This is a genomic window from Herbiconiux dendrobii (assembly GCF_052048175.1).
In the GTDB taxonomy this organism is placed as follows: domain Bacteria; phylum Actinomycetota; class Actinomycetes; order Actinomycetales; family Microbacteriaceae; genus Herbiconiux.
In genome coordinates this window covers 86,453-113,004 of sequence record NZ_JBLZQV010000003.1, presented here as the reverse complement: position 1 = coordinate 113,004, position 26,552 = coordinate 86,453, and the positions used below count along the sequence as shown (strand labels likewise).

25 protein-coding genes and 2 tRNA genes are annotated in these 26,552 nt (G+C 69.4%); 15 read left to right on the top strand and 12 right to left on the bottom strand.

All coding sequences use genetic code 11. The features are described 5' to 3' along the window. Positions 1 to 64 precede the first annotated feature (64 nt). Positions 65 to 2,617 carry an aminopeptidase N gene (gene pepN / locus ACN4JJ_RS09475; RefSeq protein ID WP_440709665.1) on the bottom strand — a complete coding sequence of 851 codons (2,553 nt, stop codon included), beginning with the start codon at positions 2,615 to 2,617 and terminating at the stop codon, positions 65 to 67. 72 nt (positions 2,618 to 2,689) lie between these two features. Here pepN and ACN4JJ_RS09470 point away from each other — a divergent pair, with 72 nt between their 5' ends. After that, complete coding sequence (locus ACN4JJ_RS09470) at positions 2,690 to 3,301, top strand: mycothiol-dependent nitroreductase Rv2466c family protein (protein ID WP_440709664.1); 612 nt, start codon at positions 2,690 to 2,692, stop codon at positions 3,299 to 3,301. Between the two features lie 42 nt (positions 3,302 to 3,343). On the opposite strand, the gene ACN4JJ_RS09465 is transcribed toward ACN4JJ_RS09470, so the two are convergent. After that, positions 3,344 to 4,177: a DUF4184 family protein gene (locus ACN4JJ_RS09465; RefSeq protein WP_440709663.1), complete on the bottom strand. Its 834-nt coding sequence runs from the start codon at positions 4,175 to 4,177 to the stop codon at positions 3,344 to 3,346. Positions 4,178 to 4,279: 102 nt separating this feature from the next. Between ACN4JJ_RS09465 and ACN4JJ_RS09460 the strand changes: the two genes are divergently transcribed. The 4 genes from ACN4JJ_RS09460 to ACN4JJ_RS09445 are packed head-to-tail and all read left to right on the top strand — an operon-like array spanning position 4,280 to position 8,166. Further along, the gene (locus ACN4JJ_RS09460) at positions 4,280 to 4,768 is read left to right on the top strand and encodes a ribose-5-phosphate isomerase (protein ID WP_440709662.1); all 489 of its coding nucleotides are present in this window, start codon (positions 4,280 to 4,282) and stop codon (positions 4,766 to 4,768) included. A 15-nt stretch (positions 4,769 to 4,783) separates the two neighbouring features. Then, on the top strand, positions 4,784 to 5,872 hold the full coding sequence (locus tag ACN4JJ_RS09455; protein ID WP_440709661.1) for an Fpg/Nei family DNA glycosylase: 1,089 nt from the start codon (positions 4,784 to 4,786) through the stop codon (positions 5,870 to 5,872). 18 nt (positions 5,873 to 5,890) lie between these two features. After that, complete coding sequence (locus ACN4JJ_RS09450; protein ID WP_440709660.1) at positions 5,891 to 6,616, top strand: FMN-binding negative transcriptional regulator; 726 nt, start codon at positions 5,891 to 5,893, stop codon at positions 6,614 to 6,616. Continuing rightward, the gene (locus ACN4JJ_RS09445) at positions 6,613 to 8,166 is read left to right on the top strand and encodes an amidohydrolase (RefSeq protein WP_440709659.1); all 1,554 of its coding nucleotides are present in this window, start codon (positions 6,613 to 6,615) and stop codon (positions 8,164 to 8,166) included. Before ACN4JJ_RS09450 ends, ACN4JJ_RS09445 begins: the two co-directional genes overlap by 4 nt. Before the next feature lie 143 nt (positions 8,167 to 8,309). Here the strand turns inward: ACN4JJ_RS09445 and ACN4JJ_RS09440 are convergent, their stop codons facing one another. The 4 genes from ACN4JJ_RS09440 to ACN4JJ_RS09425 form a co-directional block, all read right to left on the bottom strand. Beyond that, positions 8,310 to 8,795 (bottom strand): Dps family protein, encoded by a 486-nt coding sequence (locus tag ACN4JJ_RS09440; RefSeq protein ID WP_440709658.1) that lies wholly within the window; start codon positions 8,793 to 8,795, stop codon positions 8,310 to 8,312. Positions 8,796 to 8,879: 84 nt separating this feature from the next. Next, complete coding sequence (locus tag ACN4JJ_RS09435) at positions 8,880 to 9,344, bottom strand: hypothetical protein (RefSeq protein WP_440709657.1); 465 nt, start codon at positions 9,342 to 9,344, stop codon at positions 8,880 to 8,882. Positions 9,345 to 9,423: 79 nt separating this feature from the next. Then, complete coding sequence (locus tag ACN4JJ_RS09430) at positions 9,424 to 10,218, bottom strand: nitroreductase family protein (protein ID WP_440709656.1); 795 nt, start codon at positions 10,216 to 10,218, stop codon at positions 9,424 to 9,426. A gap of 8 nt (positions 10,219 to 10,226) precedes the next feature. After that, positions 10,227 to 10,562 (bottom strand): hypothetical protein, encoded by a 336-nt coding sequence (locus ACN4JJ_RS09425; RefSeq protein WP_440709655.1) that lies wholly within the window; start codon positions 10,560 to 10,562, stop codon positions 10,227 to 10,229. Positions 10,563 to 10,625: 63 nt separating this feature from the next. Between ACN4JJ_RS09425 and ACN4JJ_RS09420 the strand changes: the two genes are divergently transcribed. Further along, positions 10,626 to 11,846, top strand: coding sequence for a hypothetical protein (locus ACN4JJ_RS09420; RefSeq protein WP_440709654.1), 1,221 nt, complete (start codon positions 10,626 to 10,628; stop codon positions 11,844 to 11,846). A gap of 27 nt (positions 11,847 to 11,873) precedes the next feature. On the opposite strand, the gene ACN4JJ_RS09415 is transcribed toward ACN4JJ_RS09420, so the two are convergent. Together ACN4JJ_RS09415 and ACN4JJ_RS09410 are read right to left on the bottom strand one after the other, a co-directional pair. Further along, the gene (locus ACN4JJ_RS09415) at positions 11,874 to 12,734 is read right to left on the bottom strand and encodes an LLM class F420-dependent oxidoreductase (protein WP_440709653.1); all 861 of its coding nucleotides are present in this window, start codon (positions 12,732 to 12,734) and stop codon (positions 11,874 to 11,876) included. 73 nt (positions 12,735 to 12,807) lie between these two features. Then, positions 12,808 to 12,878, bottom strand: a tRNA-Gly gene (locus ACN4JJ_RS09410). Between the two features lie 106 nt (positions 12,879 to 12,984). Here ACN4JJ_RS09410 and ACN4JJ_RS09405 point away from each other — a divergent pair. The 9 genes from ACN4JJ_RS09405 to ACN4JJ_RS09365 all read left to right on the top strand — a co-directional run bounded on the left by ACN4JJ_RS09405 (position 12,985) and on the right by ACN4JJ_RS09365 (position 21,158). Continuing rightward, a tRNA-Pro gene (locus ACN4JJ_RS09405) sits at positions 12,985 to 13,059 on the top strand. A 41-nt stretch (positions 13,060 to 13,100) separates the two neighbouring features. Continuing rightward, on the top strand, positions 13,101 to 14,462 hold the full coding sequence (tig, locus tag ACN4JJ_RS09400) for a trigger factor (RefSeq protein WP_440709652.1): 1,362 nt from the start codon (positions 13,101 to 13,103) through the stop codon (positions 14,460 to 14,462). Positions 14,463 to 14,632: 170 nt separating this feature from the next. Continuing rightward, positions 14,633 to 15,226 carry an ATP-dependent Clp protease proteolytic subunit gene (locus ACN4JJ_RS09395; protein ID WP_291049181.1) on the top strand — a complete coding sequence of 198 codons (594 nt, stop codon included), beginning with the start codon at positions 14,633 to 14,635 and terminating at the stop codon, positions 15,224 to 15,226. Between the two features lie 33 nt (positions 15,227 to 15,259). Beyond that, positions 15,260 to 15,925, top strand: a complete 666-nt coding sequence (locus ACN4JJ_RS09390; RefSeq protein WP_291049183.1) for an ATP-dependent Clp protease proteolytic subunit — start codon at positions 15,260 to 15,262, stop codon at positions 15,923 to 15,925. A gap of 43 nt (positions 15,926 to 15,968) precedes the next feature. Continuing rightward, on the top strand, positions 15,969 to 16,712 hold the full coding sequence (locus ACN4JJ_RS09385; RefSeq protein WP_440709651.1) for an AAA family ATPase: 744 nt from the start codon (positions 15,969 to 15,971) through the stop codon (positions 16,710 to 16,712). After that, positions 16,709 to 17,530 carry a sulfite exporter TauE/SafE family protein gene (locus ACN4JJ_RS09380; RefSeq protein ID WP_440709650.1) on the top strand — a complete coding sequence of 274 codons (822 nt, stop codon included), beginning with the start codon at positions 16,709 to 16,711 and terminating at the stop codon, positions 17,528 to 17,530. The genes ACN4JJ_RS09385 and ACN4JJ_RS09380 overlap by 4 nt, the downstream gene beginning before the upstream one ends. An 83-nt stretch (positions 17,531 to 17,613) precedes the next feature. Then, positions 17,614 to 18,891 (top strand): ATP-dependent Clp protease ATP-binding subunit ClpX, encoded by a 1,278-nt coding sequence (gene clpX / locus ACN4JJ_RS09375; protein WP_291049190.1) that lies wholly within the window; start codon positions 17,614 to 17,616, stop codon positions 18,889 to 18,891. Positions 18,892 to 18,975: 84 nt separating this feature from the next. Next, the gene (locus ACN4JJ_RS09370) at positions 18,976 to 20,181 is read left to right on the top strand and encodes a benzoate/H(+) symporter BenE family transporter (protein WP_440709649.1); all 1,206 of its coding nucleotides are present in this window, start codon (positions 18,976 to 18,978) and stop codon (positions 20,179 to 20,181) included. Beyond that, the gene (locus ACN4JJ_RS09365; protein WP_440709648.1) at positions 20,178 to 21,158 is read left to right on the top strand and encodes an aldo/keto reductase; all 981 of its coding nucleotides are present in this window, start codon (positions 20,178 to 20,180) and stop codon (positions 21,156 to 21,158) included. The genes ACN4JJ_RS09370 and ACN4JJ_RS09365 overlap by 4 nt, the downstream gene beginning before the upstream one ends. A gap of 19 nt (positions 21,159 to 21,177) precedes the next feature. Here ACN4JJ_RS09365 and ACN4JJ_RS09360 read toward each other — a convergent pair whose 3' ends face one another. The 4 genes from ACN4JJ_RS09360 to ACN4JJ_RS09345 all read right to left on the bottom strand — a co-directional run bounded on the left by ACN4JJ_RS09360 (position 21,178) and on the right by ACN4JJ_RS09345 (position 26,499). Beyond that, a complete protein-coding gene (locus ACN4JJ_RS09360) occupies positions 21,178 to 21,423 on the bottom strand; it encodes a hypothetical protein (protein ID WP_440709647.1) in 246 nt (81 codons plus the stop codon). After that, positions 21,423 to 21,896, bottom strand: a complete 474-nt coding sequence (locus ACN4JJ_RS09355; RefSeq protein WP_440709646.1) for a GNAT family N-acetyltransferase — start codon at positions 21,894 to 21,896, stop codon at positions 21,423 to 21,425. Before ACN4JJ_RS09355 ends, ACN4JJ_RS09360 begins: the two co-directional genes overlap by 1 nt. Continuing rightward, positions 21,893 to 24,523: a valine--tRNA ligase gene (gene valS, locus ACN4JJ_RS09350; RefSeq protein ID WP_440709645.1), complete on the bottom strand. Its 2,631-nt coding sequence runs from the start codon at positions 24,521 to 24,523 to the stop codon at positions 21,893 to 21,895. The genes ACN4JJ_RS09355 and valS overlap by 4 nt, the downstream gene beginning before the upstream one ends. Before the next feature lie 131 nt (positions 24,524 to 24,654). Continuing rightward, positions 24,655 to 26,499, bottom strand: a complete 1,845-nt coding sequence (locus tag ACN4JJ_RS09345) for a phosphoenolpyruvate carboxykinase (GTP) (protein WP_440709644.1) — start codon at positions 26,497 to 26,499, stop codon at positions 24,655 to 24,657. Positions 26,500 to 26,552: the final 53 nt, after the last annotated feature.

The following is a 26,552-nucleotide window of genomic DNA, read 5'->3' as shown; positions in this document are numbered from 1 at the left end:
CTAACGAGGCCCCCTTGGCGGCGGCTCCATGCCGCGCGCCGAGGGGGCCTCGGTGCGGGTGCTCCTAGCGGGCGTCGCGCGCCTGGGCAGCCAGAGCGCGGTCGACTCCAGCGAGGTTCTCGATCACGAGGCGGCGCAGGGCCGGGATGCCCGCGTTCTCGGGGGCGTCGAGCCAGGCCTGGGTCGCATCGCGCAGGGCCTGGTTCGCCAGGGCGCTCGGGTAGAGGCCGTTGATCACCGAGGCGGCGATCGCGTAGCTGCGGGTGTCCCACAGCGTCTGCAGCGACTCGAAGTACCGGGCCACCAGCGGTTCGAACAGGGCCGGGTCGCTGCCGCGCTGGAAGCCCAGCCCGGTGGCGCGCACGATCGCGTTCGGGGCGGTGTCGACCGCCACGAGCGAGTCGAACGCCGCGGCCTTGCCTTCGGGCGTGGGGATGGCGGCCTTCGCGTGCGCCGCCGACTGCGCCCCGGAGGCCGTGTTGTCGGTGGCGAGCGTGGCGTCGATCTCGGCCTGACCGGCCTTGCCGCCCGCGACGAGCGCGATCAGCAGTTCCCAGGTGAGGTCGGTGTCGATGTCGAGGCCGTCCAGCAGCACGGTTCCGTCGTGCAGGTGCGCGACGTTCTCCAGCTGCTCGGGAGTTGAGGCCAGGGCCGCGAAGAACTTCACGAACTGGAACTGCGCGTCCGATCCGGGAGCCGCCTCGAGGGCGAGCTTCCACAGGGCGTCGGCTGCCGTGCGGATGGTCTCCTCGCGGGCGGCCGGGGCCACGTACGACGAGGCGGTGAGCACGAGCTGCCCGAGCACCGTGCGGATGGTGGTCGACTCGGTCTCGGTGGCGATGTTGCCGAGCACCAGGCGCACGAAGTCACGGCCGGGCGTCTCGGCGTCGCGGGTGGCGTCCCAGGCCGAACCCCAGACGAGCGAGCGGGCCAGCGGGCTCTCGATCGCGGCGAGCTGGTCGATCGCGGTGTCGAGCGAGTAGCCGTCGAGGCGGATCTTGGCGTAGGCCAGGTCGTCGTCGTTCAGCAGCACGAGCGCCGGTCGCTCCCGGCCCACGAGCTCCGGCACGGAGGTCGAGGCGCCGTCGACGTCGAGCTCGACGCGGTAGGTGCGCACCAGCTTGCCGTCCTCGTGCGAGTAGAAGCCGATCGCGAGGCGGTGCGGGCGGATCGTCGGCCACTCGAGCGGAGCATCCTGGAGCACCTGGAACGAGGTGATGACGTCGTTCTCGTCGTACTCGATCGCCGGGCGCAGGGTGTTGACGCCGGCGGTCTCGAGCCAGAGCTGGGTCCAGCTGGTGAGGTCGCGGCCACTGGTCTTCTCCAGCTCCACCATCAGGTCGGGCAGCTCGGTGTTGCCGAACTGGTGCGTGTTCACGTAGGCGGCGACGCCCTTCATGAACTCGTCCTGGCCCACCCAGGCCACGAGCTGCTTGAGAACCGAGGCGCCCTTGGCGTAGGTGATGCCGTCGAAGTTCACCTGCACGTCTTCGAGGTCGTTGATCTGCGCGACGATCGGATGCGTCGACGGCAGCTGATCCTGGCGGTACGCCCAGCTCTTCTCCATGGCGGCGAAGGTGGTCCAGGCCTCGGTCCACTCGGTGGCCTCGGCGGTGGCGAGGGTGGACATGTACTCGGCGAACGATTCGTTCAGCCACAGGTCGTTCCACCAGCGCATGGTCACCAGGTCGCCGAACCACATGTGGGCCAGCTCGTGCAGGATGGTGACGACCCGGCGCTCGCGCACCGCATCCGTCACCTTGGAGCGGAAGACGTAGGTCTCGGTGAAGGTGACCGCTCCCGCGTTCTCCATCGCCCCGGCGTTGAACTCGGGCACGAAGAGCTGGTCGTACTTGGCGAAGGGGTACGGGAAGTCGTAGTGCTTCTCGTAGAACTCGAAGCCCTGGCGGGTCTTCTCGAAGATGTAGTCGGCGTCCATGTACTGCGCGAGCGAGGCGCGCGAGAACACGCCGAGCGGGATGACCCGGCCGTCGGCGCTGGTGAGTTCGCTGCGCTCGACGATGTAGGGGCCGGCGACGAGCGCCGTGATGTAGCTCGAGATGCGCGGCGTGGGCTCGAAGCTCCAGGTGGCCGACTGGCCCTCGACGGCGGTGACCGGCTCGGGGGTGGGGGAGTTGGAGACGACCTCCCAGTAGTCGGGGGCGGTGACGGTGAAGGTGAACTCGGCCTTGAGGTCGGGCTGTTCGAACACGGCGAACATGCGGCGCGAGTCGGGCACCTCGAACTGGCTGTAGAGGTAGACCTCGTCGTCGACCGGGTCGACGAAGCGGTGCAGGCCCTCGCCGGTGTTGGTGTAGATCATGTCGGCGTCGACCACGAGCTCGTTCTCCTCGGCGAGGGCCGGCAGCTGGATGCGCACGCCGTCGCTCACCTCGGCCGGGTCGAGCTCCACGCCGTTCAGCGTGACCGCGTGCACCGTGCGGGTGATGGCGTCGACGAAGGTCGAGGCTCCCGGGGTGGCGGTGAAGCGGATGGTGGTGGTGCTGCGGAACGTCTCGGGACCGGTCGTGAGGTCGAGGACGACGTCGTAGCTCGTGGTCGCGACGATCGAGGCGCGTTCACGGGCTTCTGCGCGGGTGAGGTTTTCTCCAGGCACTGAATGCTCTCCTTTTCGATTGCCCGTTCAGCCTATGACGTGGGGGTCGGTGGCGGGTGCGAGGATTGGCTCATGACTGCAGAGAAGACGAAGGTTGATTTCTGGTTCGATCCGTCGTGCCCCTGGGCCTGGATGACCTCCCGCTGGGTCGACGAGGTGGCCGCGCACCGCGACCTCGACGTCACCTGGCACATCATGTCGCTCGCCGTGCTGAACGAAGACAACCACGACCTCCCCGAGGCGTACAAGGCGTTCTTCCCGCGCGCACTGCGCTACACGCGCCTGGTGGCCGCCGCGGCCGAGCTGCACGGTCAGGAGGTCGTGAAGCCGCTCTACGACGCCCTCGGCACCCGCATCCACCCGGGCGGATCCACCGACCCCGACACCGTCATCCCCGAGGCGCTGGCCGAGGTGGGCCTGCCGGCGTCGCTCGCGGCATACTCCGAGTCCGACGAGTACGACCCGCAGATGCGCGCCTCGCACTTCGACGGCATCCAGCGCGTGGGTCAGGATGTCGGCACCCCCGTCATCGCGGTCAACGGCACCGCCTTCTTCGGCCCCGTCATCAGCCCCGCCCCCACCGGCGAGATCGCCCTCACCCTCTGGGACGGCATCGTCGCCGCCGCCTCCTACGACGGCTTCTTCGAACTCAAGCGCTCCCGCACCCGCGACCCGCAGTTCTAGCTGCCGGGCTCCTCTGAGTGAGCGCTTTGGCCGTATGTCGCCCTAGGCGGCGTCGGTGTCCTGCGAGCGTGGAGTCCTCGGGGGCAGCAGCTGGACCACGACCCCGGCGGCCGCTGTGGCGATGGCGAGCCAGCCGCCGACGGCAGTCACCCAAGCGAACATGATGTCGCCCACCTGCGGTACCGAGGGAGCGCCGAGTTGCCCGAAGGCGGCGGCCGTGCCCGCTAGCAACCCGAGCAGGACGATACCCCAGAAGGCGGTGGGTGCACGACGATCAGGCGTGATTCGGGCGGCAGCAACGTCGACCGGAGCCGATCGTCGTCGGCGGAGAAACCACAGCAGTGCAGCCGCCAGTAGGCCTGCCACACCGAGCGCTGAGCTGAGTGCCTGCAGCCAGGTGGTGCCGGCGTATCCGAGGTACTGCCGGTCGAGCGCGGGCACGAGCAGAGTTCCCCACCGCCCCGAATGCGTGAAGGCATCCCAGATCAGATGGCTCGCGACTCCGATGATCAAGGCCACTACGAGAAGCGCGCCCGACCGAAGGGAAGCGGTGGACATCCGCCCGCGCCACAATGAACGCCAGCCCGTCGCAGCGCTTCCCGACCAATCGGCAGGCAGCCGGTTCGCCAACGCGCGCGGAACCACGGACCGTGCGACCGGGCGGACAGCCATTCGCCAGGCCGCCAGAGCCAGAAAGGCAAGCGGGACACTCGCGACGATCCCCCAGGTGAGGTCGTGCGTCGTGGCATAGAGCGGCCCGATCGGCAGGAAGAGTGGCAGGTCGGGTGCCATCGCACCCGCGGCTACCGCAGCAGCCGGGAGTGCGCTGCGGGCGAAGGGCAGGGCCACAATCGCATGGCTGACGGTGAACGGCATCCCTGAAGTGTAAAACGAGCGTACTGCTAATTGAGCAAATATCAGTGAGCGAGCCTGCAAGCGCGGATCCGTCATCACGCCGACGCGCAATAAACTCGTGGCATGCGCATTCACATCGGCACCGATCATGCCGGGCTCGAGTTCAGCAAGACCGTCAACGAGCACCTCACCGCCGCAGGTCACGACGTCGTCGACCACGGTCCGGCGAGCTACGACCCCATCGACGACTACCCGTCGTTCTGCATCAATGCCGCACACGCGGTCGTGATCGACCAGGAGGCCGGCGTCGAGGCGCTCGGCGTGGTGTTCGGCGGCTCGGGCAACGGGGAGCAGATCTCGGCCAACAAGGTGCGCGGGGTGCGCGCCGCCCTGGTCTGGAACGAGGCCACCGCCAAGCTCGCCCGTCAGCACAACGACGCCAACGTCATCTCCATCGGCGCCCGCCAGCACACGGTCGAGGAGGCGATCGCGCTGATCGACTGGTTCGTGAACGAGCCGTTCTCGCTCGAGGAGCGGCACGTGCGCCGCATCGCGCAGATCGCCGAGTACGAGGCCACCGGCACCATCAGCGACCGCGTCGTCGACGCCTGATCCGCCCGACCAGTCATGCCCGAGGGTCATTCCGTCCATCGCATCGCGCGTCAGTTCGCCCACAATTTCGTCGGTCGCCAGGTGGCGGCGAGCTCACCGCAGGGCCGCTTCGCCGAGGGGGCCTCGCTGATCGACGGCCACGAGATGATCGCCGCGCGCGCCGTGGGCAAGCAGATGTTCCTGGAGTTCGACAACGAGCTCTGGCTGCGGGTGCACCTCGGCATCTACGGCGCCTGGGACTTCGCGGGCGAGATCACCACCGACGCCACCATCCGCTCGGCCGGCGGACGGATGGGCCAGACGAACATGCGGGGTACGGATGCCGAGACCGACGGTCTCGGGCGGCAGAGCGAAGGCACGATCGACGAGATCGCCGCCGCGGGTGCTGCCGGGGCATCCGGAACCGTCTCCGACGCCCCCGCAGGCCCCTCGCTCGACGACGCCGATGGCGAGGACTCGATCCGCTCGATCGGCGCGCCCCGCCGCTCTCGCCTGCGGATGGCCGAGCAGGAGAAGGCCGGCGAGGTCGATGAGGTGTTCCCGCCCGAGCCGGTCGGCGCCGTGCGCGTGCGCCTGCTGACCGACACCGCTGTGGCCGACCTCCGCGGGCCCACAGCCTGCGAGGTGCTCGACCCGGCCCAGGTGGCCGCCGTCATCGCCAAGCTCGGCCCCGATCCGCTGCTCGACGACAGCCCCGAGGCCGAGCAGCGCTTCGTCGACGCCGTGGCCAAGAAGACCACGCCCATCGGCCTGCTGCTGATGGATCAGTCGGTGGTCAGCGGCATCGGCAACGTCTACCGCGCCGAGATGCTGTTCCGCGCGCGCCTGAACCCGCACACCCCCGGCAAACTCGTGCCCACCGACACGGCCCGTGCCCTCTGGCGCGACTGGGTGTACCTGCTCGACCTCGGCGTGCGCACCGGCCAGATGCTCACCATGGATGGCCTCGACGACGAGGCCTACGCCGCCGCGATGGCGAACCGTGCCGACCGCCACTGGGTCTACAAGCGCGAGGGTCTGCCCTGCCGGGTCTGCGGCACGAACATCGTGCTGGAGGAGTTCGGCAACCGCAAGCTCTACTGGTGCCCGACGGATCAGGCCTGAGGGTCGGGAAGACGAGCCGTGCGCCACACCCCGAGCTTCGACCTCACCGATCCGCAGGAGATCGTGCGCCTGATCCGCGAGAACCCGTGGGCCACGATCATCTCCCACACCTCGACCGGGCTGGTGGCCTCGCACTACCCGGTGCTCATCGACGAGTCGGCTCCGGACGGCGAGATCGCGATCCTCAGCCATGTGGGGCGCCCGGATGAGCGGCTGCACGAGTGGGGCGAGCACGAGGTGCTGGTCATCATCCAGGGCCCCCACGGCTACATCTCGCCGGGCTGGTACGACGCCGCGCCTGCGGTGCCGACCTGGAACTTCGTCACCGCACACCTGTACGGCGTGCCCGAGATCCTCTCGGCGGAGGAGAACCTGCGCGTGCTCGAGCAGCTCGTCGACCACTTCGAAGACGCGATGCCCGAACCGCGACGGATGCGGGGCACGCTCGAGAACTCCGAGTACGCCGATCGGATCAGCGCCGGCACGGTCGGCTTCCGTCTGCCGGTGTCGCGCTTCGTGGCCAAGCTCAAGATGAGCCAGAACCGGCCCGACGAGACCGTGCGCCGGATCGTGGGGGAGCTCGAGGGTGACGGTCCGTACGCGTCGGCGCCCCTGGCCCGGGAGGTGCGGCGGGCGCACCCGGCACTGTTCGATGTGAGCGCCACGGGCGAAGCGGCGGGAGACGGCGTCACCGGCGTCTCCACCCCTGCGGCGGGATCCGAGCCCGGGATGGCTGAGGCATGAGCAGGTCGATCCTCCTGACCGGCGGGCGGCTGCCCGGCTCGGATGCCCCGGTGGATGTGCGGGTGATCGACGGCGTGATCGACGCCATCGTGCCCTCCGGGGACTCCCCGGGCGACCTCGCGGCGGGTGTTCCGTCCCTCGACCTCGACGGCCGCTGGATCGTGCCGGGGCTGTGGGACAACCACGTGCACTTCAGCCAGTGGGCCGCGGTCTCGCGCCGGCTCGACGTGGGCGGGGCGGGTTCGGCGGCGGAGACGGTGGCGATCGTGGCGCGCGCGGTCGCCGCATCCGGAGCCGGCGTGACTACCGCGGGCGAGGGCTCGACCGGCACCGGCGGACCGACGGGCAGCACGGCTGCCGAGCTGCTGGTGGGCTACGGCTTCCGCGACGGTCTCTGGTCCGACGAACCGACCGCCGCGGCATTGGATGCCGTCAGCGGCATACGTCCGGTGGTGCTGGTCAGCGGCGACCTGCACTGCTGCTGGCTGAACACGGCCGCGCTCGCGCAGTTCGGGCTGGCGGGGCACCCGACCGGTCTGCTGCGCGAAGACGAGGCCTTCGCCGTGCACCGTGCGCTCGACGACGCCCCCGCCGAGACCGTCGACGCCTGGGCGCGGGAGGCGGCTCAGGCCGCCGCCGCCCGCGGAGTGGTCGGCATCGTCGACCTCGAGATGGCCTGGAACCGCGAGGTCTGGGAGCGCCGCCTCGACGCCGGTCACGACCTGCTACGGGTCGACTTCGGCGTGTACCCGCAGCACCTGGAGCGCGCCATCGGCGAGCGGATGCGCACGGGAGACGCGATCGGCCGGCCGGTCGACGGCGAGTCCCTGGTGCGGGTCGGCCCGGCGAAGATCATCACCGACGGATCGCTCAACACCCGCACGGCCTACTGCTTCGACGAGTACCCCGGTCTCGCGGGCTCGCCGACCGCGCACGGCCTGCTCACGATCGCTCCCGAAGACCTCGCCGCGCTGCTCGCGCGGGCGACCGGCGCCGGCTTCGTGCCGGCCGTGCACGCGATCGGCGACCACGCCAACCGCCTCGTTCTCGACGCCTTCGAGGCGGCCGGATGCGGGGGAGCCCTCGAGCACGCCCAGCTCGTCGCCGAATCCGATTTCGCGCGCTTCGCCCCGCTCGGTGTCACGGCGAGCGTGCAGCCCGAGCACGCGATGGACGACCGCGACGTGGCCGACCGCTACTGGGCCGGCCGCACGGGCCGCTCCTTCGCACTCGCGAGTCTGCTGGAGGCCGGCGCGACGCTGGCGCTCGGCTCCGACGCCCCCGTGGCCCCGCTCGACCCGTGGATCACCATGGCCGCGGCCGTGGGCCGAGCCCGCGACGGGCGGGAGCCGTGGCATCCGGAGCAGCGCATCCCCGTGCAGGCCGCGCTCGCCGCGTCGGCACGAGGCCGCCGCCGCATCGAAGTGGGAGCGCCCGCCGACGTCGCAGTCGCCGAACTCGACCCCCACGCTGCCACCCCCGCCGCGCTGAGGGCCACACCCGTGGCCCTCACGCTCCTCGCCGGCCGCCCCACCCACTCCACCCTCTGAGCGCCCCGCGTCGGCGGCCGCGTTAGGTCGCAAAAAAGGGTCAGAAGCTCGGAGTATGCACTCCTTTTTGCGACCGAACGAGAGCCCCGAACGCGAAAAGGGCCTCACCGCCGAAGCGGGAGGCCCTTTTTCGAGGGGGGGGGTTACGCGGCGATGTGCGCGAAGAGGAACCAGCGGTCCTTGTCGAGGCCGCGGGCGATCTCGATCGCCACGTCCTGCGAGGAGGCGTCGATCTCACCGAGCTCCTTGACGGCCTTGTTGACGACCGCGAGGGCGACGTCGATCTGGCCGATGATGGTGGCGATCGTCGCATCCGACTTCTGGAAGCCGGCGGGCATCTCGGCGGTGCCGGTCTTGGCGGCGACGGTCTGGATGCGGGCGTCGATCGGCAGGCCCAGGGCGACGACGCGCTCGGCGGCGGTGTCGGCGTAGTCCTGCGCGTGCTCCACGACGGTGTCGAGCAGCTCGTGCACGCCGATGAAGTTCGCGCCGCGCACGTGCCAGTGCGCCTGCTTGCCGTTGACGGCGAGAGCCTGGAGTTCGATCACGACGGGGCTCAGGAACTGGGCGGCCGCCGCGGCGACATCGGGGCTGGTGGTGCTGGTGGGGGTGGTGATGAGCTCGGTCATGACGTGTCCTTTCGATTCCCTCTTGCCCCCACGCTACTCACGCTGAAAACTTCTGCAAGCAAGCTGAGGCTGGGCTAATCTGCGCTATTTCGCGGGGAACGGACGCCGGAAGTAGGCGTTCGCGTTCGGCAGGAACATCGTGATCAGGGCCACGATCGTCACCAGGGCGTGGGCGATCGCGACGCCGAGGTTGCTCTGGAATTCGACGTAGACGCCGAGCAGCCCGATCACGCCGAGGATCGTCAGCGTGTTGCGCGCCCACACCCGCCCGCGCAGCATGAACACGGCCGAGATGATGCGGAACACGGCGACCAGGATGATCAGGATGCCGATCACCAGGAAGGCGGCGACGGTGGCGGCGGCCGCGGCATCCTCGACCCCGACGACGGCCGTCACCAGCACGCCGCCGCCGATCAGCAGGATGCCGCTGATGATCGAGAGGATCGCCTCGGCCAGCCACAGCCCGAACGAGAGCTTGACCTCCCAGGGAGCGGCTTCGAGAGCGGTCTCGCCGCTGAATTCGGGACCGGAGAGGTCGGAGTCGGACATGCGTCGGCGCCTTTCGTCGAGCGGAGTCGCTCGAAACGCGCCCCCTGCCTCCGAGACTAGGCGATGCGGATGCCCGCGATCAGCCCTCGTCCCACCCCCTTTCGGGCGTGTCGCAGCTGTTGCGGAAGACGTACTGCGAGGGTCGCTTGCGCTCGTGGCTCGACCAGTCGATCGCCGGCCGCTGCTGGTCGGCCGGAAGATAGCCGAGGCGGTAGACGGCCATCAGCTCCAGGTCGTCCGGAACCCCGAGGAGGCCCTCGATCTCGGCCCAGCGCCCCGGCACCTCCATCGGGAACGAGACGAACTGGATGCCCATGCCGAGTTCCACGGTCGCCAGCCAGATGTTCTCCATCGCGGCACCCATGCTGAAGACCGAGTAGAAGGAGCTGAGCTCGCCCGGCCGGTACTCGGCACGGTCGAGCATCACGCCGAGCAGCAGCGGAGACCCGGCGACGAGCCTGCGGTTCTCCTCGCCGAGCGTCTGGGGCACGCGGAAGGTGTTCATCAGTTTCTGCCCGCGGGGCGTGAACACCTGTCTGGTGAAGGGGCGGAGGGCCGTCGGCAGCTTGTCGAACAGCATGCCGCTGCGCGTTCGGGCCATCTCCTCGGCGCTGAACCGGAAGTACGGCTTGTAGCGCTCGAAGAACGTGCCGTTCGACATCGCCTCGGTCATGCTGGCGCCGCTGATGCCGGCGATCGTCTCGATGGTCTCGCGCCGATCGATCAGCACGAAGCGCCAGGGCTGGCTGTTCAGCTGCGAAGGGGCGCGGCCGGCGAGCTCCATCAGGAGCCGCTGATGCTCGTCACTGACGGGGTCGGGCCGGAAGGGGCCGTTCGTGGTCGTGCGGCGCCGCACGACGTCGAGGAACTCCAACGCACCTCCTACTTACTGGACAGGACGAGGCCGGCCGCGATGAACGGGGCGGCGCTCAGCGCCAGCACGACGTGCCGCCGGGAGTGTGCGCTGACGCGGGGGATGATCGTGAGTGGCACGGCGGCTGGCGCGAGGGCGAGGGCGGCGCGCCGATCGCCCGGCCGTGCGCGCAGGACGGCGCTCCCGGCCGCAGCGGCGGCCAGCGTCGACGTGGCGATGTAGAGGGCGTGATGCACCCAGCGGAAGCGCCGGGTGTCGATCATCCCGAGCCCGACGGATGCGCCGAGCGCGCAGTTGGCCGTGTAGCTCGCCGCGGCCGCCACGAACAGCGGATGAGGACTCATTTCGCCAGACTACGTGACCGCGCCGGCACGGCAAGGGCCGCCCCGGGTGACACACTGGAAGCGATGACGAACCTGCCCGGCCGCCCGCCTGTTCCGCCGCTCCCGGCGGGCATCCCGCCGCTGCCCCCGTCGCTCGGTGCGGAGGATCGCGCGGAGCTGAGCGCGCCCGCCGAGGCGCCGCGCCCGGCGTCGCGGCCAGGTCTGCCGCCCACGCCGCCGATGCCCGGAACGCCCACCGCGTCGAGCGAGGCTCCGGATGCGGTCGCGCGCGCCGCGACCCTCCCGGCGCCGTCACCGTTCACGCCGTCCTCGGCAGACCCCTCACCGTTCACGCCGTCGCCGGCGGCCCCCTCACCGTTCCCCTCACCCTCGGCGGCCACGGGAGCCCCGACCGCTCATCGGCCACCCGGGCCCTCCTCCGCGCTGCCCCACCCGTCGTCGCCTCACCCCACGTCCCCCCACCCCGCGTCACCTCATCCGCGTTCGCAGCGCCCGCTGTCGCAGCGACCGCCGAAGCCGGGTCGCACCACGCCCCGTCCGCGCGCGGTCCGTCCGACCTCCGCCCCGCGCTCGCGTTCGACGCGCCTGCTGGCCCTCCTCGCGCTCGCCGCCGGAGCCCTCGCCCTGATCGGGTCGTTCCTCCCGTTCGTCAACGAGGGCGCCTGGCTGCTCGGAATCGCCGGGGTGGCCCTCGGTGTGCTCGTGCTCGCGCGGCACCTGCCGGGGCGCGCCTTCGCGGCCGGGGGAATCGTCACCGGCGGCCTCGCCCTGCTCCTCTCCGCCGTCATGTTGCTCGTCTTCTCCACGGGCCTGCTCGGGCAGCTCGGCGGGGGAGCGGCCGCGCCCGGCACGCAGTCGACGGCGGCTCCGGATGCCGCGGCCGGCGAGGTCGTGCCCGCTCGCTTCGGCCAGACGGTCACCTACGACGACGGCCTGCAGGTGCAGGTCAGCGCTCCGAGCGCCTACATCCCCTCAACAGATCTCCCGGGCCTCGAGCCCGCCGCCGCGGTCGTCGTCACGATCACGGTCTACAACGGCACGTCCGAGCCGTTCCAGCCGGCGTTCTCGTCGCACGTCACGGCCGCGGGCCAGGATGCGACGGCCGTGGACGACCCGTCGAACACCGCTCTCGGCGCCCCGCCGACGGCCGCGGTGCCGCCGGGGGAAGCCGTGAGCTGGCAGGAGGCGTACTCCGTGGCATCCGGAGCCGACTCCGTGCCCGCCGACTTCGCCTACGAGACCGCACCCTCCACCGACTACTTCACCGCCCGCTTCACGAACTGACCACGGTTGGAGACGCCGCCCCGGATATCAGAGGGCGGCGGCCTCGTCGGTGAGGCCGGCGATGAGGTCGACGGCTTCGAGGGGTCGCGAGGTGCCGGGCGTGAGGTAGGTGACCGTGAAGCCGAGGCCGGCCGCCTTCTCGAGCGAGGCGAGCACGCTGTCGCGGGTGGCATCCGGGGCGATGGCGATGATCGTCGTCTTCTCGATGGAGTCGTAGTCGCGGCCGAGGGCGTCGGCGTGACCGCGCAGCACCTCGAGCTTGTGGGCGCTCTCGTCGCCGAAGAAGATGTTGCAGGCGTCGGCGTACTGCGCCACGAGGCGGAGCGTCTTGCGCTCGCCGGATCCGCCGATCATGAGGTACGGGCGGGGCGTGGAGAGCGGAGCCGGCACGCTCAGTGTGCGGCCGAGCCGGTAGTGCTCACCGTCGAAGGGGCCGTCGTCGTCGCTCCACATCTGCAGGCAGATCCGCAGGGTCTCCTCGAGCCGCTCGAACCGCTCTTTGGTGGAGGGGAAGAGCAGTCCCAGTCCGGTTGCTTCCTCTTCGTTCCAGGCGGCGCCGATGCCGAGCCCGGCGCGGCCGCCGCTCAGCACGTCGAGCGTGGCGATCTGCTTGGCGAGCAGCCCCGGCGCCCGATACGTGACCCCGGTCACGAGGCAGTGCAGCAGCATCCGCTCGGTGTGCGCCGCGAGGAACCCGAGCAGCGTGTAGGCCTCGAGCATGTCGTTCTCGGCCGGCCCCACCCCGCGGATCTGCCACAAGTGGTCCATCACGGTCAGCCGGGCGATGCCGCCCGCCTCCGCCTCCCGCGCGACCCGCGCCAGTGTAGGAGCGAGCTCGGCCGGCCCGCCTTCGAACGTCAGATTGGCCAGATGCAGTCCCAGTTCCATGGGCCTGACGCTACTCCGTCCCACGAGAACCTGAGCTCAATCGTGTCGGCCGGAGGCCGAACCATAAAAGGAGAGGGGATGACGGGAATCGAACCCGCGTGATCAGTTTGGAAGACTGAGGCTCTACCATTGAGCTACATCCCCGCGCAGGGGTACAAACCCCGGGCACCCGAACATCGTAGTACAGCTTCGAAGGTGCTGTGTGACGGCCTGCTGGCGTGCGGTAGAGTTGCCGAGGCCATTTCGCCGCCGGGGCGTAGCTCAGCTTGGCTAGAGCGCCCGCTTTGGGAGCGGGAGGTCGCAGGTTCGAATCCTGTCGCCCCGACACGGATCCGACCACACCGAAACCCTCAGGAGACGCCCAACGTGAAGACCACGGTCGAAAAGCTCAGCCCCACGCGTGTGAAGATCGCTATCTTCGTCACCCCCGACGAGCTGAAGCCCAGCATCGATCACGCCTACAGCCACATCGCCGAATCCATCAACATCCCCGGATTCCGTAAGGGCAAGGTGCCGCCGCCCATCATCAACCAGCGGGTCGGCAAAGAGGCCGTCCTCGAGCACGCCGTCAACGACGGTCTCGACCGCTTCTACCGGCAGGCCGTCACCGAGAACGAGCTGCGCCCGCTCGGCCGCCCGCAGGCCGACATCGTCGAGTGGCCCAAGGCCGAAGACTTCTCCGGCGACCTCGAGCTCGCCATCGAGGTCGACGTGCGCCCCGAGATCGAGCTGCCCGACTACGAGGGCTTCGAGGTGGCCGTTGAGCCCGCCGTCGTCGCCGACTCGGACGTCGACGAAGAGCTCGAGCGCCTGCGCAGCCGCTTCGGCACGCTGGTGACCGTCGAGCGCCCCGCCAAGACGGGCGACTTCGCCCAGCTCGACCTGGTGGCGACCGTCGACGACGTCGAGGTCGACACCGCATCCGGCATCTCCTACGAGATCGGATCGGGCGAGCTGCTCGAGGGCATCGACGAGGCCCTCGACACCCTCACCGCCGGTGAGACCACCACCTTCGAGGCTCCGCTGCTCGGCGGCGAGTACGCCGGTCGCGACGCCCTGGTCACCGTCACGCTCAACTCCGTCAAGGAGCGCGAGCTGCCCGAGGCCGATGACGACTTCGCCCAGATCGCCAGCGAGTTCGACACGCTCGACGAGCTGAAGAAGTCGCTCAAGGAGCAGGTCGAGAAGCAGAAGGCCTTCGGCCAGGCGTCCGAGGCCCGCACCAAGATCGTCGAGTCGCTGCTGGAAAAGGTCGAGATCCCGGTTCCGCCGGCGCTGATCGAAGACGAGGTGCACCGTCACCTCGAGGGCGAGAACCGCCTCGAGGACGACGAGCACCGCGCCGAGGTGACCGAGTCGAGCACCAACACCTTCAAGACCCAGATCCTGCTGGACTCCGTGGTGGAGAAGGAAGAGGTCAAGGTCTCGCAAGACGAGCTCACCCAGTACCTCGTGCAGTCCTCGGCCCAGTACGGCATGGACCCGAACGAGTTCGTGAAGATCCTCTCCGAGTCGAACCAGATCCCCGCGATGGTGGCCGAGGTCGCCCGCAACAAGGCGCTCGCGATCGTGCTGTCGAAGGCGAAGGTCGTCGACACCGACGGCAAGGCCGTCGACATCAGCGAGTTCACCACGCTGGCCGAAGACGGCGAGGGCCCGAACCTGGTCGGCGCCGCCGACGAGCACGAGGGTCACGACCACGACGACCACGAGGGCCACTCGCACTAGTCGCGGATCGCTTCTCGCGAAGCTTCTCCCGGAGGGCCCGCATCCGTCGTGTCGACAGACACCGGATGCGGGCCCTCCGTCGTTCGCTATCTGCCGACGGCGAACACGGGCCGCCGCGCGCGTTCGACCCAGTAGATTCAAACCACTGCAAGTGAATTGGAGCGACACACATGGCCGAAACGGCTCTCCCATCCAGCGTCTTCGACCGACTGCTGAAGGATCGCATCATCTGGCTCGGGTCCGAAGTCCGCGACGACAACGCGAACGAGATCTGCGCGAAGATCCTGCTCCTCGCGGCTGAAGACCCCAAGCGCGACATCTACCTCTACATCAACTCGCCCGGCGGCTCCATCACGGCCGGCATGGCGATCTACGACACCATGAAGTTCGTGCCGAACGACATCGTGACCGTGGGCATCGGCATGGCCGCATCGATGGGGCAGTTCCTGCTCACCAGCGGCACCAAGGGCAAGCGCTACATCACGCCCAACGCCCGCGTGCTGCTGCACCAGCCGCACGGTGGATTCGGCGGCACCGCCAGCGACATCCAGACCCAGGCGCAGCTCATCCTGAGCATGAAGCACACGCTCGCCCAGATCACGGCCGACCAGACGGGCAAGACCGTCGAGCAGGTCAACGAAGACGGCGACCGCGACCGCTGGTTCAGCGCCCAGGAGGCGTTGGAGTACGGGTTCGTCGACCACGTGCGCGAGTTCGCCAGCGACGTCGTCGGCGGCGCCGGCACGGCTGCCGACCAGCTCTAGTCCGCACCGATACGAGAACAGGGAAAAGAACTCATGGAAACCCCCACCTTCGGTGCGAGTGCCTACCGCAACGGCACCATGCCCACCGATCGCTACATCCTGCCGAGCTTCGAGGAGCGCACGGCCTACGGCTTCAAGCGTCAAGACCCGTACGCGAAGCTCTTCGAAGACCGGATCATCTTCCTCGGCGTGCAGATCGACGACGCCTCGGCCGATGACGTGATGGCCCAGCTGCTGGTGCTCGAGTCGCAGGATCCGGATCGCGACATCGAGATGTACATCAACTCTCCCGGTGGCTCGTTCACCGCGATGACGGCGATCTACGACACGATGCAGTACGTGCGCCCGCAGATCCAGACCGTCTGCCTCGGCCAGGCGGCCTCCGCCGCGGCCGTGCTGCTCGCGGCCGGCACGCCCGGCAAGCGCCTCGCGCTGCCGAACGCGCGCATCCTGATCCACCAGCCGGCCACCGGCCAGGGTGGCGGCCAGGCGTCCGACATCGAGATCCAGGCCCGCGAGATCCTGCGCATGCGCGAGTGGCTCGAGTCGACCCTGTCGCACCACTCGAACCGCACGCTCGAGCAGGTGAACAAGGACATCGACCGCGACAAGATCCTCTCGGCCGCCGAGGCGCTGGACTACGGCCTCATCGACCAGGTGCTCACCTCGCGCAAGAACGTGCCGGCCCTGGTCAGCTGACCTCACCGCACGCCGCGCCGACGCCGTGTCCGACCAGGACTGGTTGACCGACAGCCGGGCCATCCGGAAGATCTCCTTCTTCTCGGATGCCCCGGCTGTCGCCGGTTCGTGGCCCATGACGGTGCCGGCCGTGGCCCAGCTGCAGGGCGGCCTCGAGCTCGACCCGGGCATCACCTTCCTGGTGGGCGAGAACGGCAGCGGCAAGTCGACGGTGCTCGAGGGCATCGCGATGGCCTTCGGGTTCCCGGCCGAGGGCGGCAGCCGCAACGGGGGAGGCCGTACCCGCGCGAGCGAGTCGCCGCTGGGGGAGTGGCTGAAGCTCGACCGCGGCCTCGTCGCCCCGCGTTGGGGGTTCTTTTTGCGCGCTGAGACCATGCACAGCTACTACAGCTATCTCGAGCAGCTGCCGGATTCGCCCGATCGCGACCTGCACGAGATGAGCCACGGCGAGTCGTTCCTCGCCCTGCTCGACCGCAAGATCGACTCGCCCGGCTTCTTCTGCCTCGACGAGCCCGAGGCCGCGCTGTCGTTCCAGTCCACGCTGCGCTACCTGGCCGACCTGGACGCCCTCGCGAAAGCCGGTGCGCAGGTCGTCTGCGCCACGCACTCGCCGGTGCTCGCCTCGCTGCCGGGAGCCACCATCCTCGAACTCGGCGAGTGGGGCATCCGGCGCACCGAGTGGGAAGAACTCGAGCTCGTGGGGCACTGGCGTCGTTTCCTGGATGCGCCCGGCCGCTATCTGCGCCACCTGATCGACACCGATGCCGGCCGGGCGGGGAACGGATGACGCGGCCGGGGCCGCGCGCCACCGTCGGGATCCTGGTCGCCATCGGCCTGGCCGGCGGCTTCCTCTCCGGCGTCTTCGGCGTGGGCGGCGGCACGATCGTGGTGCCGGCGCTGGTCGGCATCCTGGGCTTCTCGCAGAAGCTCGCCTCGGGCACCTCGCTGCTCGCGATCGCGCCCGTCACGATCGTGGGAGCGCTCAGCTACACGGTGCTCGGCACCGCGAACTGGCCGTACGGCGTGCTGCTGGCGGCCGGCGCGATCGGCGGTGGCTTCCTCGGCAGCTGGTTGCTCGTCAAGCTGCCGTCGCGGGCCATCGCGCTGCTGTTCATCGTGTTCCTGCTGTTCGTGGCGGTGCGGCTGGTGTTCTCCGAGCCCTCGAGCGCGGCGGCGCCGCAGCTCACCGTGCTCGGCGGCGTGCTGCTCGTGGCCGTCGGCTTCGTGGCCGGCGTGCTCTCCGGCGTCATCGGAGTGGGCGGCGGCATCGTGATCGTGCCGGCACTCGTGCTCGGCGGCGGCGTGGGCGACCTCGTGGCCAAGGGCAGTTCGCTGATCGCGATCGCGCCCAGCAGCATCACGACCTCAGTGGCGAACCTGCGGCGCCGGAACGCCGATCCGAAGGCCGGGCTCGTGATCGGCCTGGCGGGATCCGTCGCCACCGTGGCCGGCAGCTGGACCGCCGCGGTCATCCCCACCCGCGCCGCCTCGATCGCCTTCGCGGTGTTCCTGGTGCTCGTGGCGGGCCAGATGCTCTGGCGCGAACTCGGGCCGACACGCCGCGCGCGACGCGGAACGGGCCCTGCGCGACGGATCCGGGCGTAAGGGTCTCGATTCGTGCGTGGCTGTCGAAGTGTGTCTGGGGTTCGGGTTAGGCTCGTCAGAACACAGCGACTAGGAGGCTGGGCATGGCACGCATAGGAGAGAGCGCCGACCTGCTCAAGTGCTCATTCTGCGGAAAGAGCCAGAAGCAGGTCCAGCAGCTCATCGCCGGGCCCGGTGTCTACATCTGCGACGAGTGCGTCGAGCTCTGCAACGAGATCATCGAAGAACGTCTCTCGGAGGCCAGCGAAGAAGCGGCCGGCGAGTTCGAACTGCCCAAGCCGAAAGAGATCTACTCCTTCCTCGAGGAGTACGTCATCGGTCAGGATGCCGCCAAGCGCGCGCTCTCGGTGGCCGTCTACAACCACTACAAGCGCACCCGCGCCCGCACCACGATCGTCTCGGCCGAGGCCCAGGCCAACGAGGTCGAGATCGCCAAGAGCAACATCCTGCTCATCGGTCCCACGGGCTGCGGCAAGACCTATCTCGCGCAGACCTTGGCGAAGCGGCTGAACGTGCCGTTCGCGGTGGCGGATGCGACGGCCCTCACCGAGGCCGGGTACGTCGGCGAAGACGTCGAGAACATCCTGCTGAAGCTCATCCAGGCCGCCGACTACGACGTGAAGCGCGCCGAGACCGGCATCATCTACATCGACGAGATCGACAAGATCGCCCGTAAGGCCGAGAACCCGTCGATCACACGCGACGTGTCGGGCGAGGGCGTGCAGCAGGCGCTGCTCAAGATCCTCGAGGGCACGGTCGCGAGCGTTCCGCCGCAGGGTGGCCGCAAGCATCCGCACCAGGAATTCATCCAGATCGACACCACGAACGTGCTGTTCATCGTGGCGGGCGCCTTCGCGGGGCTCGAGGAGATCATCTCCCAGCGCGCCGGCAAGCGCGGCATCGGCTTCAACTCGCCGCTCTACAGCAAGAAGGCCGAAGCCTCGCTGTTCGGCGAGGTGCTGCCGGAAGACCTGCACAAGTTCGGGCTCATCCCCGAGTTCATCGGTCGGCTCCCCGTGGTCACCACGGTCCTGCCGCTGGATCAGGCCGCGCTCATGCAGATCCTCACCGAACCGCGCAACGCCTTGGTGCGGCAGTACCAGCGCATGTTCGAACTCGACGGCGTCGAGCTCGACTTCGAGACGGATGCGCTCGAGGCCATCGCCGACCTGGCCGTGCTGCGCCAGACCGGGGCGCGAGGTCTGCGAGCGATCATGGAGGAGGTGCTCGGGCCGATCATGTTCGAGGTGCCCTCCACCGACGAGGTCGCGCGCGTGATCGTCACTCGCGAAGCCGTGCTCGAGAACGCCGCGCCCACCATCGTTCCGCGCAAGGCGCGCCGCGAAGAGAAGTCGGCCTAGGCCATCACCGCAGCAGTCTTGTTCTAGCCGCTTTCGTTCTATCCGCTCTTGTTCTAGCCGCTCTTGTTCTAGCCGCTTCACGCGGTGACCGTCCGTCGCGGGGGAGACGCGCTCATCATCCAGCCCATCTCTGCCGGGATCGTCGCCTCGATCACCGGCTTCGCGAGCTCGTTCGTGCTCGTGGTCGCCGGCCTCCACGCCGTGGGGGCGGACGACGCCCAGGCGGCGAGCGGTCTGCTGGTGGTCTGCGTGATGAGCGGTGTGCTCTGCATCCTGCTCGCCGTCGCGTTCCGGATGCCGATCTCGTTCGCCTGGTCGACTCCGGGGGCTGCCCTGCTGGTCGCGGCCTCGGCGACCACCAACGACTTCCGGGCTGCCACGGGCGCGTTCCTGGTGTGCGGGGCGCTGATCGTGCTCTGCGGGCTCTGGCCGGCGCTCGGGCGCGCGATCACGAGCATCCCGCGGCCGCTGGCGAGCGCGATGCTCGCCGGCATCCTGTTCCCGATCTGCCTGGCGCCGATCACGGCGGCGATCGAGATCCCGTGGCTCGCGCTGCCCGTCATCCTGACCTGGCTGGTGCTGTTCCGCTTCGCCCCGCGCTGGGCGGTGCCGGCGGCGATGGTGGTGGCCGCGATCGGCATCGGCGTGAGCGCCGGAACCGCGTGGCTGGGCGAGGCCTCGCTCTCGCCGCAGCTGACATTCGTGGCGCCGGTGTTCGATCCGCTCGTGATCGTGAGCCTCGGCATCCCCCTGTTCGTCGTGACCATGGCCGGGCAGAACGTTCCGGGCTTCGCCGTGATGTCGACCTTCGGGTACACCGTGCCGCCGCGGCCCGCGCTGCTGGCCTCGGGCCTCGGCACGATGGCTGGGTCGTTCTTCGGCGGCCACGCGGTGAACCTGGCCGCGATCACGGCGGCGCTGATGGCCGGCCCCGATTCGCACCCCGACAAGGCCAAGCGCTGGATCGCGACGGTGACCTCGGGCATCGGCTTCATCGTGTTCGGTCTGGCCGCCGGCGTGGCCACGGCGCTCATCTCGGCAGCGCCGCCGATCCTCATCACGGCCGTGGCCGGTCTGGCACTGCTCGGCGCCCTGGCGACCTCGGTGTCGGCGGCGATCGAGGTGCCGGCCCATCGCATCCCGGCCATCGCGACCTTCTTGGTCACGGCATCCGGGATCGTCGTGGTGAGCATCGGATCGGCGTTCTGGGGGCTGCTCGTGGGCGGCGTCATCATGCTGTGGAGCGCCTTCCCGTGGCGCCGCCGCAGTGCAACGAAAGGATCATCGTGAACAGCGTTCGTCTCGGCCGCTCAGGCCTCCGCATCTCACCCGTCGTGCTCGGCTGCATGAGCTACGGCGTGCCCGACCGCGGTCCGCATCCGTGGACGCTGCCCGAGGAGCAGTCACGCCCGTTCTTCGAGCAGGCGCTCGAGGCGGGCATCACCACCTTCGACACCGCCGACAGCTACTCCGACGGCACGAGCGAGGAGATCACCGGGCGGATGCTCGGCGAGCTCGCCCGGCGCGACGAGGTGCAGATCCTCACCAAGGTGTTCTTCCCGCTGGCGCGCGACGCCGGCCCGAACGACCACGGGCTCTCGCGGGCGCACATCCTGAACGCGATCGATGCGAGCCTCACGCGGCTGGGAACCGACTACGTCGACCTGTACCAGATCCACCGCTGGGACCCCGAGACGCCGATCGAGGAGACGATGGAGGCCCTGCACGACGTGGTGCGCGCGGGCAAGGCGCGCTACATCGGGGCCTCGTCGATGTTCGCCTGGCAGTTCGCGACGGCGCAGCACGCGGCCGAGCGAAACGGGTGGACGCGGTTCGTGTCGATGCAGGATCAGTACAACCTGCTGCAGCGCGAGGAGGAGCGGGAGATGCATCCGCTCGTGCTCGACCAGGGCGTGGGCGTGCTGCCGTGGAGCCCGCTGGCTCGCGGTCGCCTCACGCGGCCGTGGGGCACGGAGACCGAGCGCACCGACAGCGACTGGGTCACGAAGCGCTTCTACGGCCAGGCGGATGCCGCCGACCGTGCGATCACCGAGGCCGTGGGCCGGGTCGCCGACGACCGGGGCGTGAGTCGCGCGCAGGTGGCCCTCGCCTGGGTGCGGCAGCAGCAGGCGGTCTCGGCGCCGATCGTCGGCGCCACGAAGCCGCAGCATCTCGCCGACGCCGTCGCCTCGCTCGACCTCGAGCTCACCCCCGAAGAGCTCACCGCGCTCGAGGAGCACTACACCCCGCGCAACCCCGAGTTCTAGGTCGACGGGATCGATCGGCCTACTCGCCGGGGGCGGTGACCAGGGCGGCGTCGGCCTCCGGGTCGTACTCGATGACGGTCTCGTCGTCGAGCTCGACGACGGGCTTGCCCTCGAGCCAGGTGAGCGTCCAGCTCCACTCGCCGGCGGCGGCCACGCCCTGTTCGGCGAGTTCGCCCTCGACCTCGTAGATCGCGTCGATCACGGGCTGGGGGAGACGCGAGGGCGGCTCGTCACCGACGAGCCAGCGGGTACCGAGCTGGATCATCAGAGCGCCTTGTCGTAGGTGACCCACTTGGTCTTCTCGGCCACCTGGTCGTAGAGCGCACGGGCGGTCTCGTTGTCCTTCGCGGTGATCCAGCGCAGCACGCTGGCCTTGCGCGAGCGGCCGACCTCGGCCACGCCCTCGATCAGCGCGGTGGCGATACCCTGCTTGCGCTTCTCGGGCAGCACGAACAGGTCGTCGAGGTAGATTCCCCGGGTGCCGTCGAGCGGGCGGGCGAACTCGCGGAAGTGCGCGATCCCCACGATCTGCTTCTCGTCGCCGGAGCCCTCGATCGCCACGAGGCACTCCAGCTCGTTCGCGTCGTCGATGATCCAGCTCCACACCAGCACGGCCTTCTCGTCGTGCAGCGGCTTCTCGTAGAACTCGCCGTAGCCGGTGTACACCGCGTGCCAGGGGAAGAACTCCCCGTGCTCGATCGGCCTGACCTGAATCGGCATCGTCGCCTCCTGGCTCATGCTGTGCCCTCCTGGGTGTTCTCGTCGGGCGCTAGAACTATATCGCCGATGGTGAGTTCGGCCGCCTCGCCGAAGCCGAGCTCCGCGATGCGGCCGACGGCCTTGAGATCGGCGGCGGCGAGCTCCAGCAGAGCCACCTCCGCAGCCGGGCCGGTGATGGTGGCGGATGCCACCGGGGTCTTCTGCGAGGCCTTCGCGTCGGTCTTGGCGCGACGGATGCTCACCAGGGCCCGCGAGGCCAGCGGCAGCAGGCCGGCGTGGGCGGGCAGCTCCGCGGTGACGCCCGACGGCAGCGCCGCGGCCACCGAGGCGGGCCACGCTGCCGTGTGCACCGACTCGTCGTGGCTCCACGACCACACCTCTTCGGTGGCGAACGGCAGGAACGGCGCGAACAGCCGCAGCAGCACGTCGATGGCGGTCTGCAGCGCGAGCACGGCCGAGGCCTTGCCGGCGGCATCCGAGGAGTCGCGGTAGGCGCGCTCCTTCACCAGCTCGAGGTAGTCGTCGCAGAAGGTCCAGAAGAAGGTCTCCGTGGTCTCCAGCGCGCGGGCGTGGTCGTAGTTCTGCAGGGCTTTGGTGGCGGTGCGGATGACCTCGTCGAGCTCGGTGAGCATGCTGAGATCCAGCGGCTCGGTGATCGAGGAGTGCCCCTCGGGCAGCTCGAAGCCGTAGACGAACTTCGCCGCGTTCAGGATCTTGATCGCGAGGCGACGGCCGATCTTGATCTGCGTCGGGTTCTTCTCGTCGAAGGCCGCGTCGGTGCCGAGCCGGGACGACGCCGCCCAGTACCGCACCGCATCCGAGCCGTGCGCGGCCAGGATGTCGGCCGGCGTCACCACGTTGCCCTTCGACTTCGACATCTTCTTGCGGTCGGGGTCGACGATGAAGCCCGAGAGCGCCGCGTGCTTCCACGGCTTCTCGTTCGTCTCCAGCGTCGAGCGCAGCATGGTGCTGAACAGCCAGGTGCGGATGATGTCCTGCCCCTGGGGGCGCAGGTCGAACGGGAACACCGTGCTCCACAGCTCCTCGTCGCGCTGCCAGCCGCCGGCCAGCTGCGGGGTGAGCGAGGAGGTGGCCCAGGTGTCCATCACGTCGACCTCGCCCTGGAAGCCGCCGGGCACGCCGCGCTGGTCGTCGGAGTAGCCGGGCGCCGCATCCGACGACGGGTCGACCGGCAGGATGTCGGGCGTCGCCACGATCGGCTCGTCGAACACCGGGTTGCCGTCGCCGTCGAGCGGGTACCAGACCGGCAGCGGCACGCCGAAGAAGCGCTGGCGCGAGATCAGCCAGTCGCCGGTGAGGCCGCCGACCCAGTTCTCGTAGCGCACCTTCATGAACTCCGGATGCCACTCCAGCTCCCCGCCGAGCTCGATCAGGCGCGCCCGCAGCTCTTCGTCGCGCGCGCCGTTGGTGATGTACCACTGGCGGGTGGAGACGATCTCGAGCGGGCGGTCGCCCTTCTCGAAGAACTTCACGGGGTGCGTGATGGGCTTGGGGTCGCCGATCAGGGCGCCGGATTCGCGCAGCAGCTCGACCACGGCCTGCTTGGCCGAGAACACGGTCTTGCCGGCGAGCTGCGCGTACGCGGCCCGGCCCTCCTCGGAGGCGATCGCATCCGGAGCCTCGCTGATGATGCGGCCGTCGAAGCCGATGATCGCGCGGTTGGGCAGGTCGAGGTCGCGCCACCAGATCACGTCGGTGAGGTCACCGAAGGTGCAGATCATGGCGATGCCCGAGCCCTTGTCGGCCTGAGCCAGGTGGTGCGCCACGACGGGCACCTCCACGCCGAACACGGGGGTGGTGACGGTGGTGCCGAAGAGCGGCTTGTAGCGCTCGTCATCCGGATGCGCGACCAGGGCCACACAGGCCGGCAGCAGCTCGGGGCGGGTCGTCTCGATGAACACGGGCTCGCCGTCGGCCTTGGTGAAGGCGATGCGGTGGTACGCGCCCGGCTGCTCCTTGTCTTCGAGCTCGGCCTGGGCCACGGCGGTGCGGAAGGTGACGTCCCAGAGGGTGGGCGCCATGGCCTGGTAGGCCTCGCCGCGCTCGACGTTGCGCACGAAGGCGAGCTGCGAGGCGGCCTGCGCCTCGCGCGAGATGGTGCGGTAGGTCTGGGTCCAGTCGACGGAGAGGCCGAGGTCGCGCCAGAGCGACTCGAACTGCTTCTCGTCTTCGACGGTGAGCACCTCGCAGAGCTCGATGAAGTTGCGGCGCGAGATGGGGATCTGGTCGGCGGCCTTCGACGACTTGTTGTCGCCGCCCTCGAACGGCGGCGTGAAGTCGGGGTCGTAGGGGAGCGTGGGGTCGCAGCGCACACCGTAGTAGTTCTGCACCCGGCGTTCGGTCGGCAGGCCGTTGTCGTCCCAGCCGATCGGGTAGAACACCTGCTTGCCGGCCATCCGCTGGAAGCGGGCCACGACATCCGTGTGCGTGTAGGAGAACACGTGGCCGATGTGCAGCGAGCCGGACGCGGTGGGCGGCGGGGTGTCGATCGAGTAGACGCAGTCGCGCCCGCCGTCGACGGCGCCGGCGCGGTCGAAGAGGTAGGTGCCGCGGGTGGTCCACTCGGCGTCCCACTTGCTCTCGAGCCCCTCGAGAGCGGGTTTGTCGGGCACGTGTGCGGGCATGGTGGACCTCCTGGCGATATAGACGGCACCGTGTCAGATGGAGAGGTGCCTCACTGTGGTTCTCTCAAGAATACCGAATGGCCGCTGTCCCGGGGGCAGCGGCCATTCGGCGGTAGTTCTGCGAGAGAAGGTCAGCGGATGTTGGCCTTCAGGGAGGCGAGCTGGCGGCGGAGTTCGGTGGGCACGGCGTGACCCTCTTCGCTGGAGAGCTCGTCGAAGTAGCGCTCGACCTCGTCGACCTCACGCTTCCAGGCGGCGCGGTCGACCGAGAGGATGCCCTGCAGCTGCTCGTAGCTGAGGTCGAGTCCGTCGACGTTGAAGTCGCGCACCTTCGGCAGCTTGCCGATCGGGGCGTCGACCACGTCGACGGAACCCTCCAGGCGGCGCACGATCCACTCGATCACACGGGAGTTCTCGCTGAAGCCGGGCCAGATGAATTTCCCGTCCTCGTCTTTGCGGAACCAGTTCACCGAGAACACGGGAGGAGCATCCGTTCCCAGCTGCTCGCCGATCTCCAGCCAGTGGGCGAAGTAGTCGGTGATGTTGTAGCCGCAGAACGGCAGCATGGCGAAGGGGTCGTGGCGCAGGCGCCCCACGGCGCCCTCGGCGGCCGCGGTGGTCTCCGAGGCCATCGTGGCACCCATGAACACGCCGTGGTTCCAGTCGCGGGCCTGCGACACCAGCGGAACGGTCGAGGGGCGGCGGCCGCCGAACAGGATGGCGTCGATCACCACACCCTCGGGCGAGTCCCAGTCCTCGGCGATCGAGGGGCACTGGTCGGCGGTCACCGTGAAGCGCGAGTTGGGGTGCGCGGCCGGGGTGGCGGAACCGGGCGTCCAGTCGTTGCCCTGCCAGTCGATCAGGTGCGCCGGAGCCTTGGGGGTGAGACCCTCCCACCACACGTCTCCGTCGTCGCGCAGGGCGACGTTGGTGAAGATCGAGTTGCCCCAGACGGTGTCGACCGCGGTGGGGTTGGTGGTGATGCCGGTGCCGGGAGCCACGCCGAAGAAACCGCGCTCGGGATTGATGGCGCGCAGCTTGCCGTCGGGGCCGGGGCGCATCCAGGCGATGTCGTCGCCGATGGTCTCGACCTTCCAGCCGGGCACGCTCGGGTTCAGCATCGCGAGGTTGGTCTTGCCGCAGGCGCTCGGGAAGGCGGCGGCCACGTGGTAGACCTTGCCCTCCGGGCTCGTGATCTTGATGATCAGCATGTGCTCGGCGAGCCAGCCCTCGTCGCGGGCCATCACGCTCGCGATGCGCAGCGCGAAGCACTTCTTGCCGAGCAGGGCGTTTCCGCCGTAGCCCGAGCCGAACGACCAGATCTCGCGGGTCTCGGGGAAGTGGCTGATGTACTTCTCGGGGTTGTGCGGCCAGGCCACGTCGGCCTTGCGGGTGCCGTCTTCGGCGATCAGCGGGGCGCCGACCGAGTGCAGCGCGGGCACCCAGGCGGTCTCGGGCTCGATCAGGTTCAGCGCCGCCTCGCCCATCCGGGTCATCAGCTGCATGCTGACGACCACGTAGGGCGAGTCGGTGACCTGCACGCCGAGCTGGGAGATCGGGCCACCCAGCGGGCCCATCGAGAACGGCACCACGTACATGGTGCGGCCGCGCATGCTGCCGGCGAACAGCTTGGTGAGCTCCTCGCGCATGGCGAAGGGGTTGCGCCAGTTGTTGGTGGGGCCGGCATCGGCCTCGTTCTCGGAGCAGATGAAGGTGCGGTCCTCGACGCGCGCCACGTCGGCCGGGTCGCTGCGGGCCAGGAAGCTGTTGGGGCGCCACTCCGGGTTGAGGCGGATGAGCGTGCCCTGCTCGACCATCATCTTGGTGAGCTCGTCCCACTCGCGGGTGGAGCCGTCGCACCAGACGATCGAGTCGGGCTTGGTGAGCAGCGCGACGTCGCGCACCCACTCGTTCACGTCGTGGTTCTTGCTCGGGCCGTCGACTCCGACCATGCTGCTGGTTTCGAGGATGCTCATCGCGCAGACCTTTTCTGTCAATTGTGTGGCGGTTCTTCCACTATGTAGAGTGC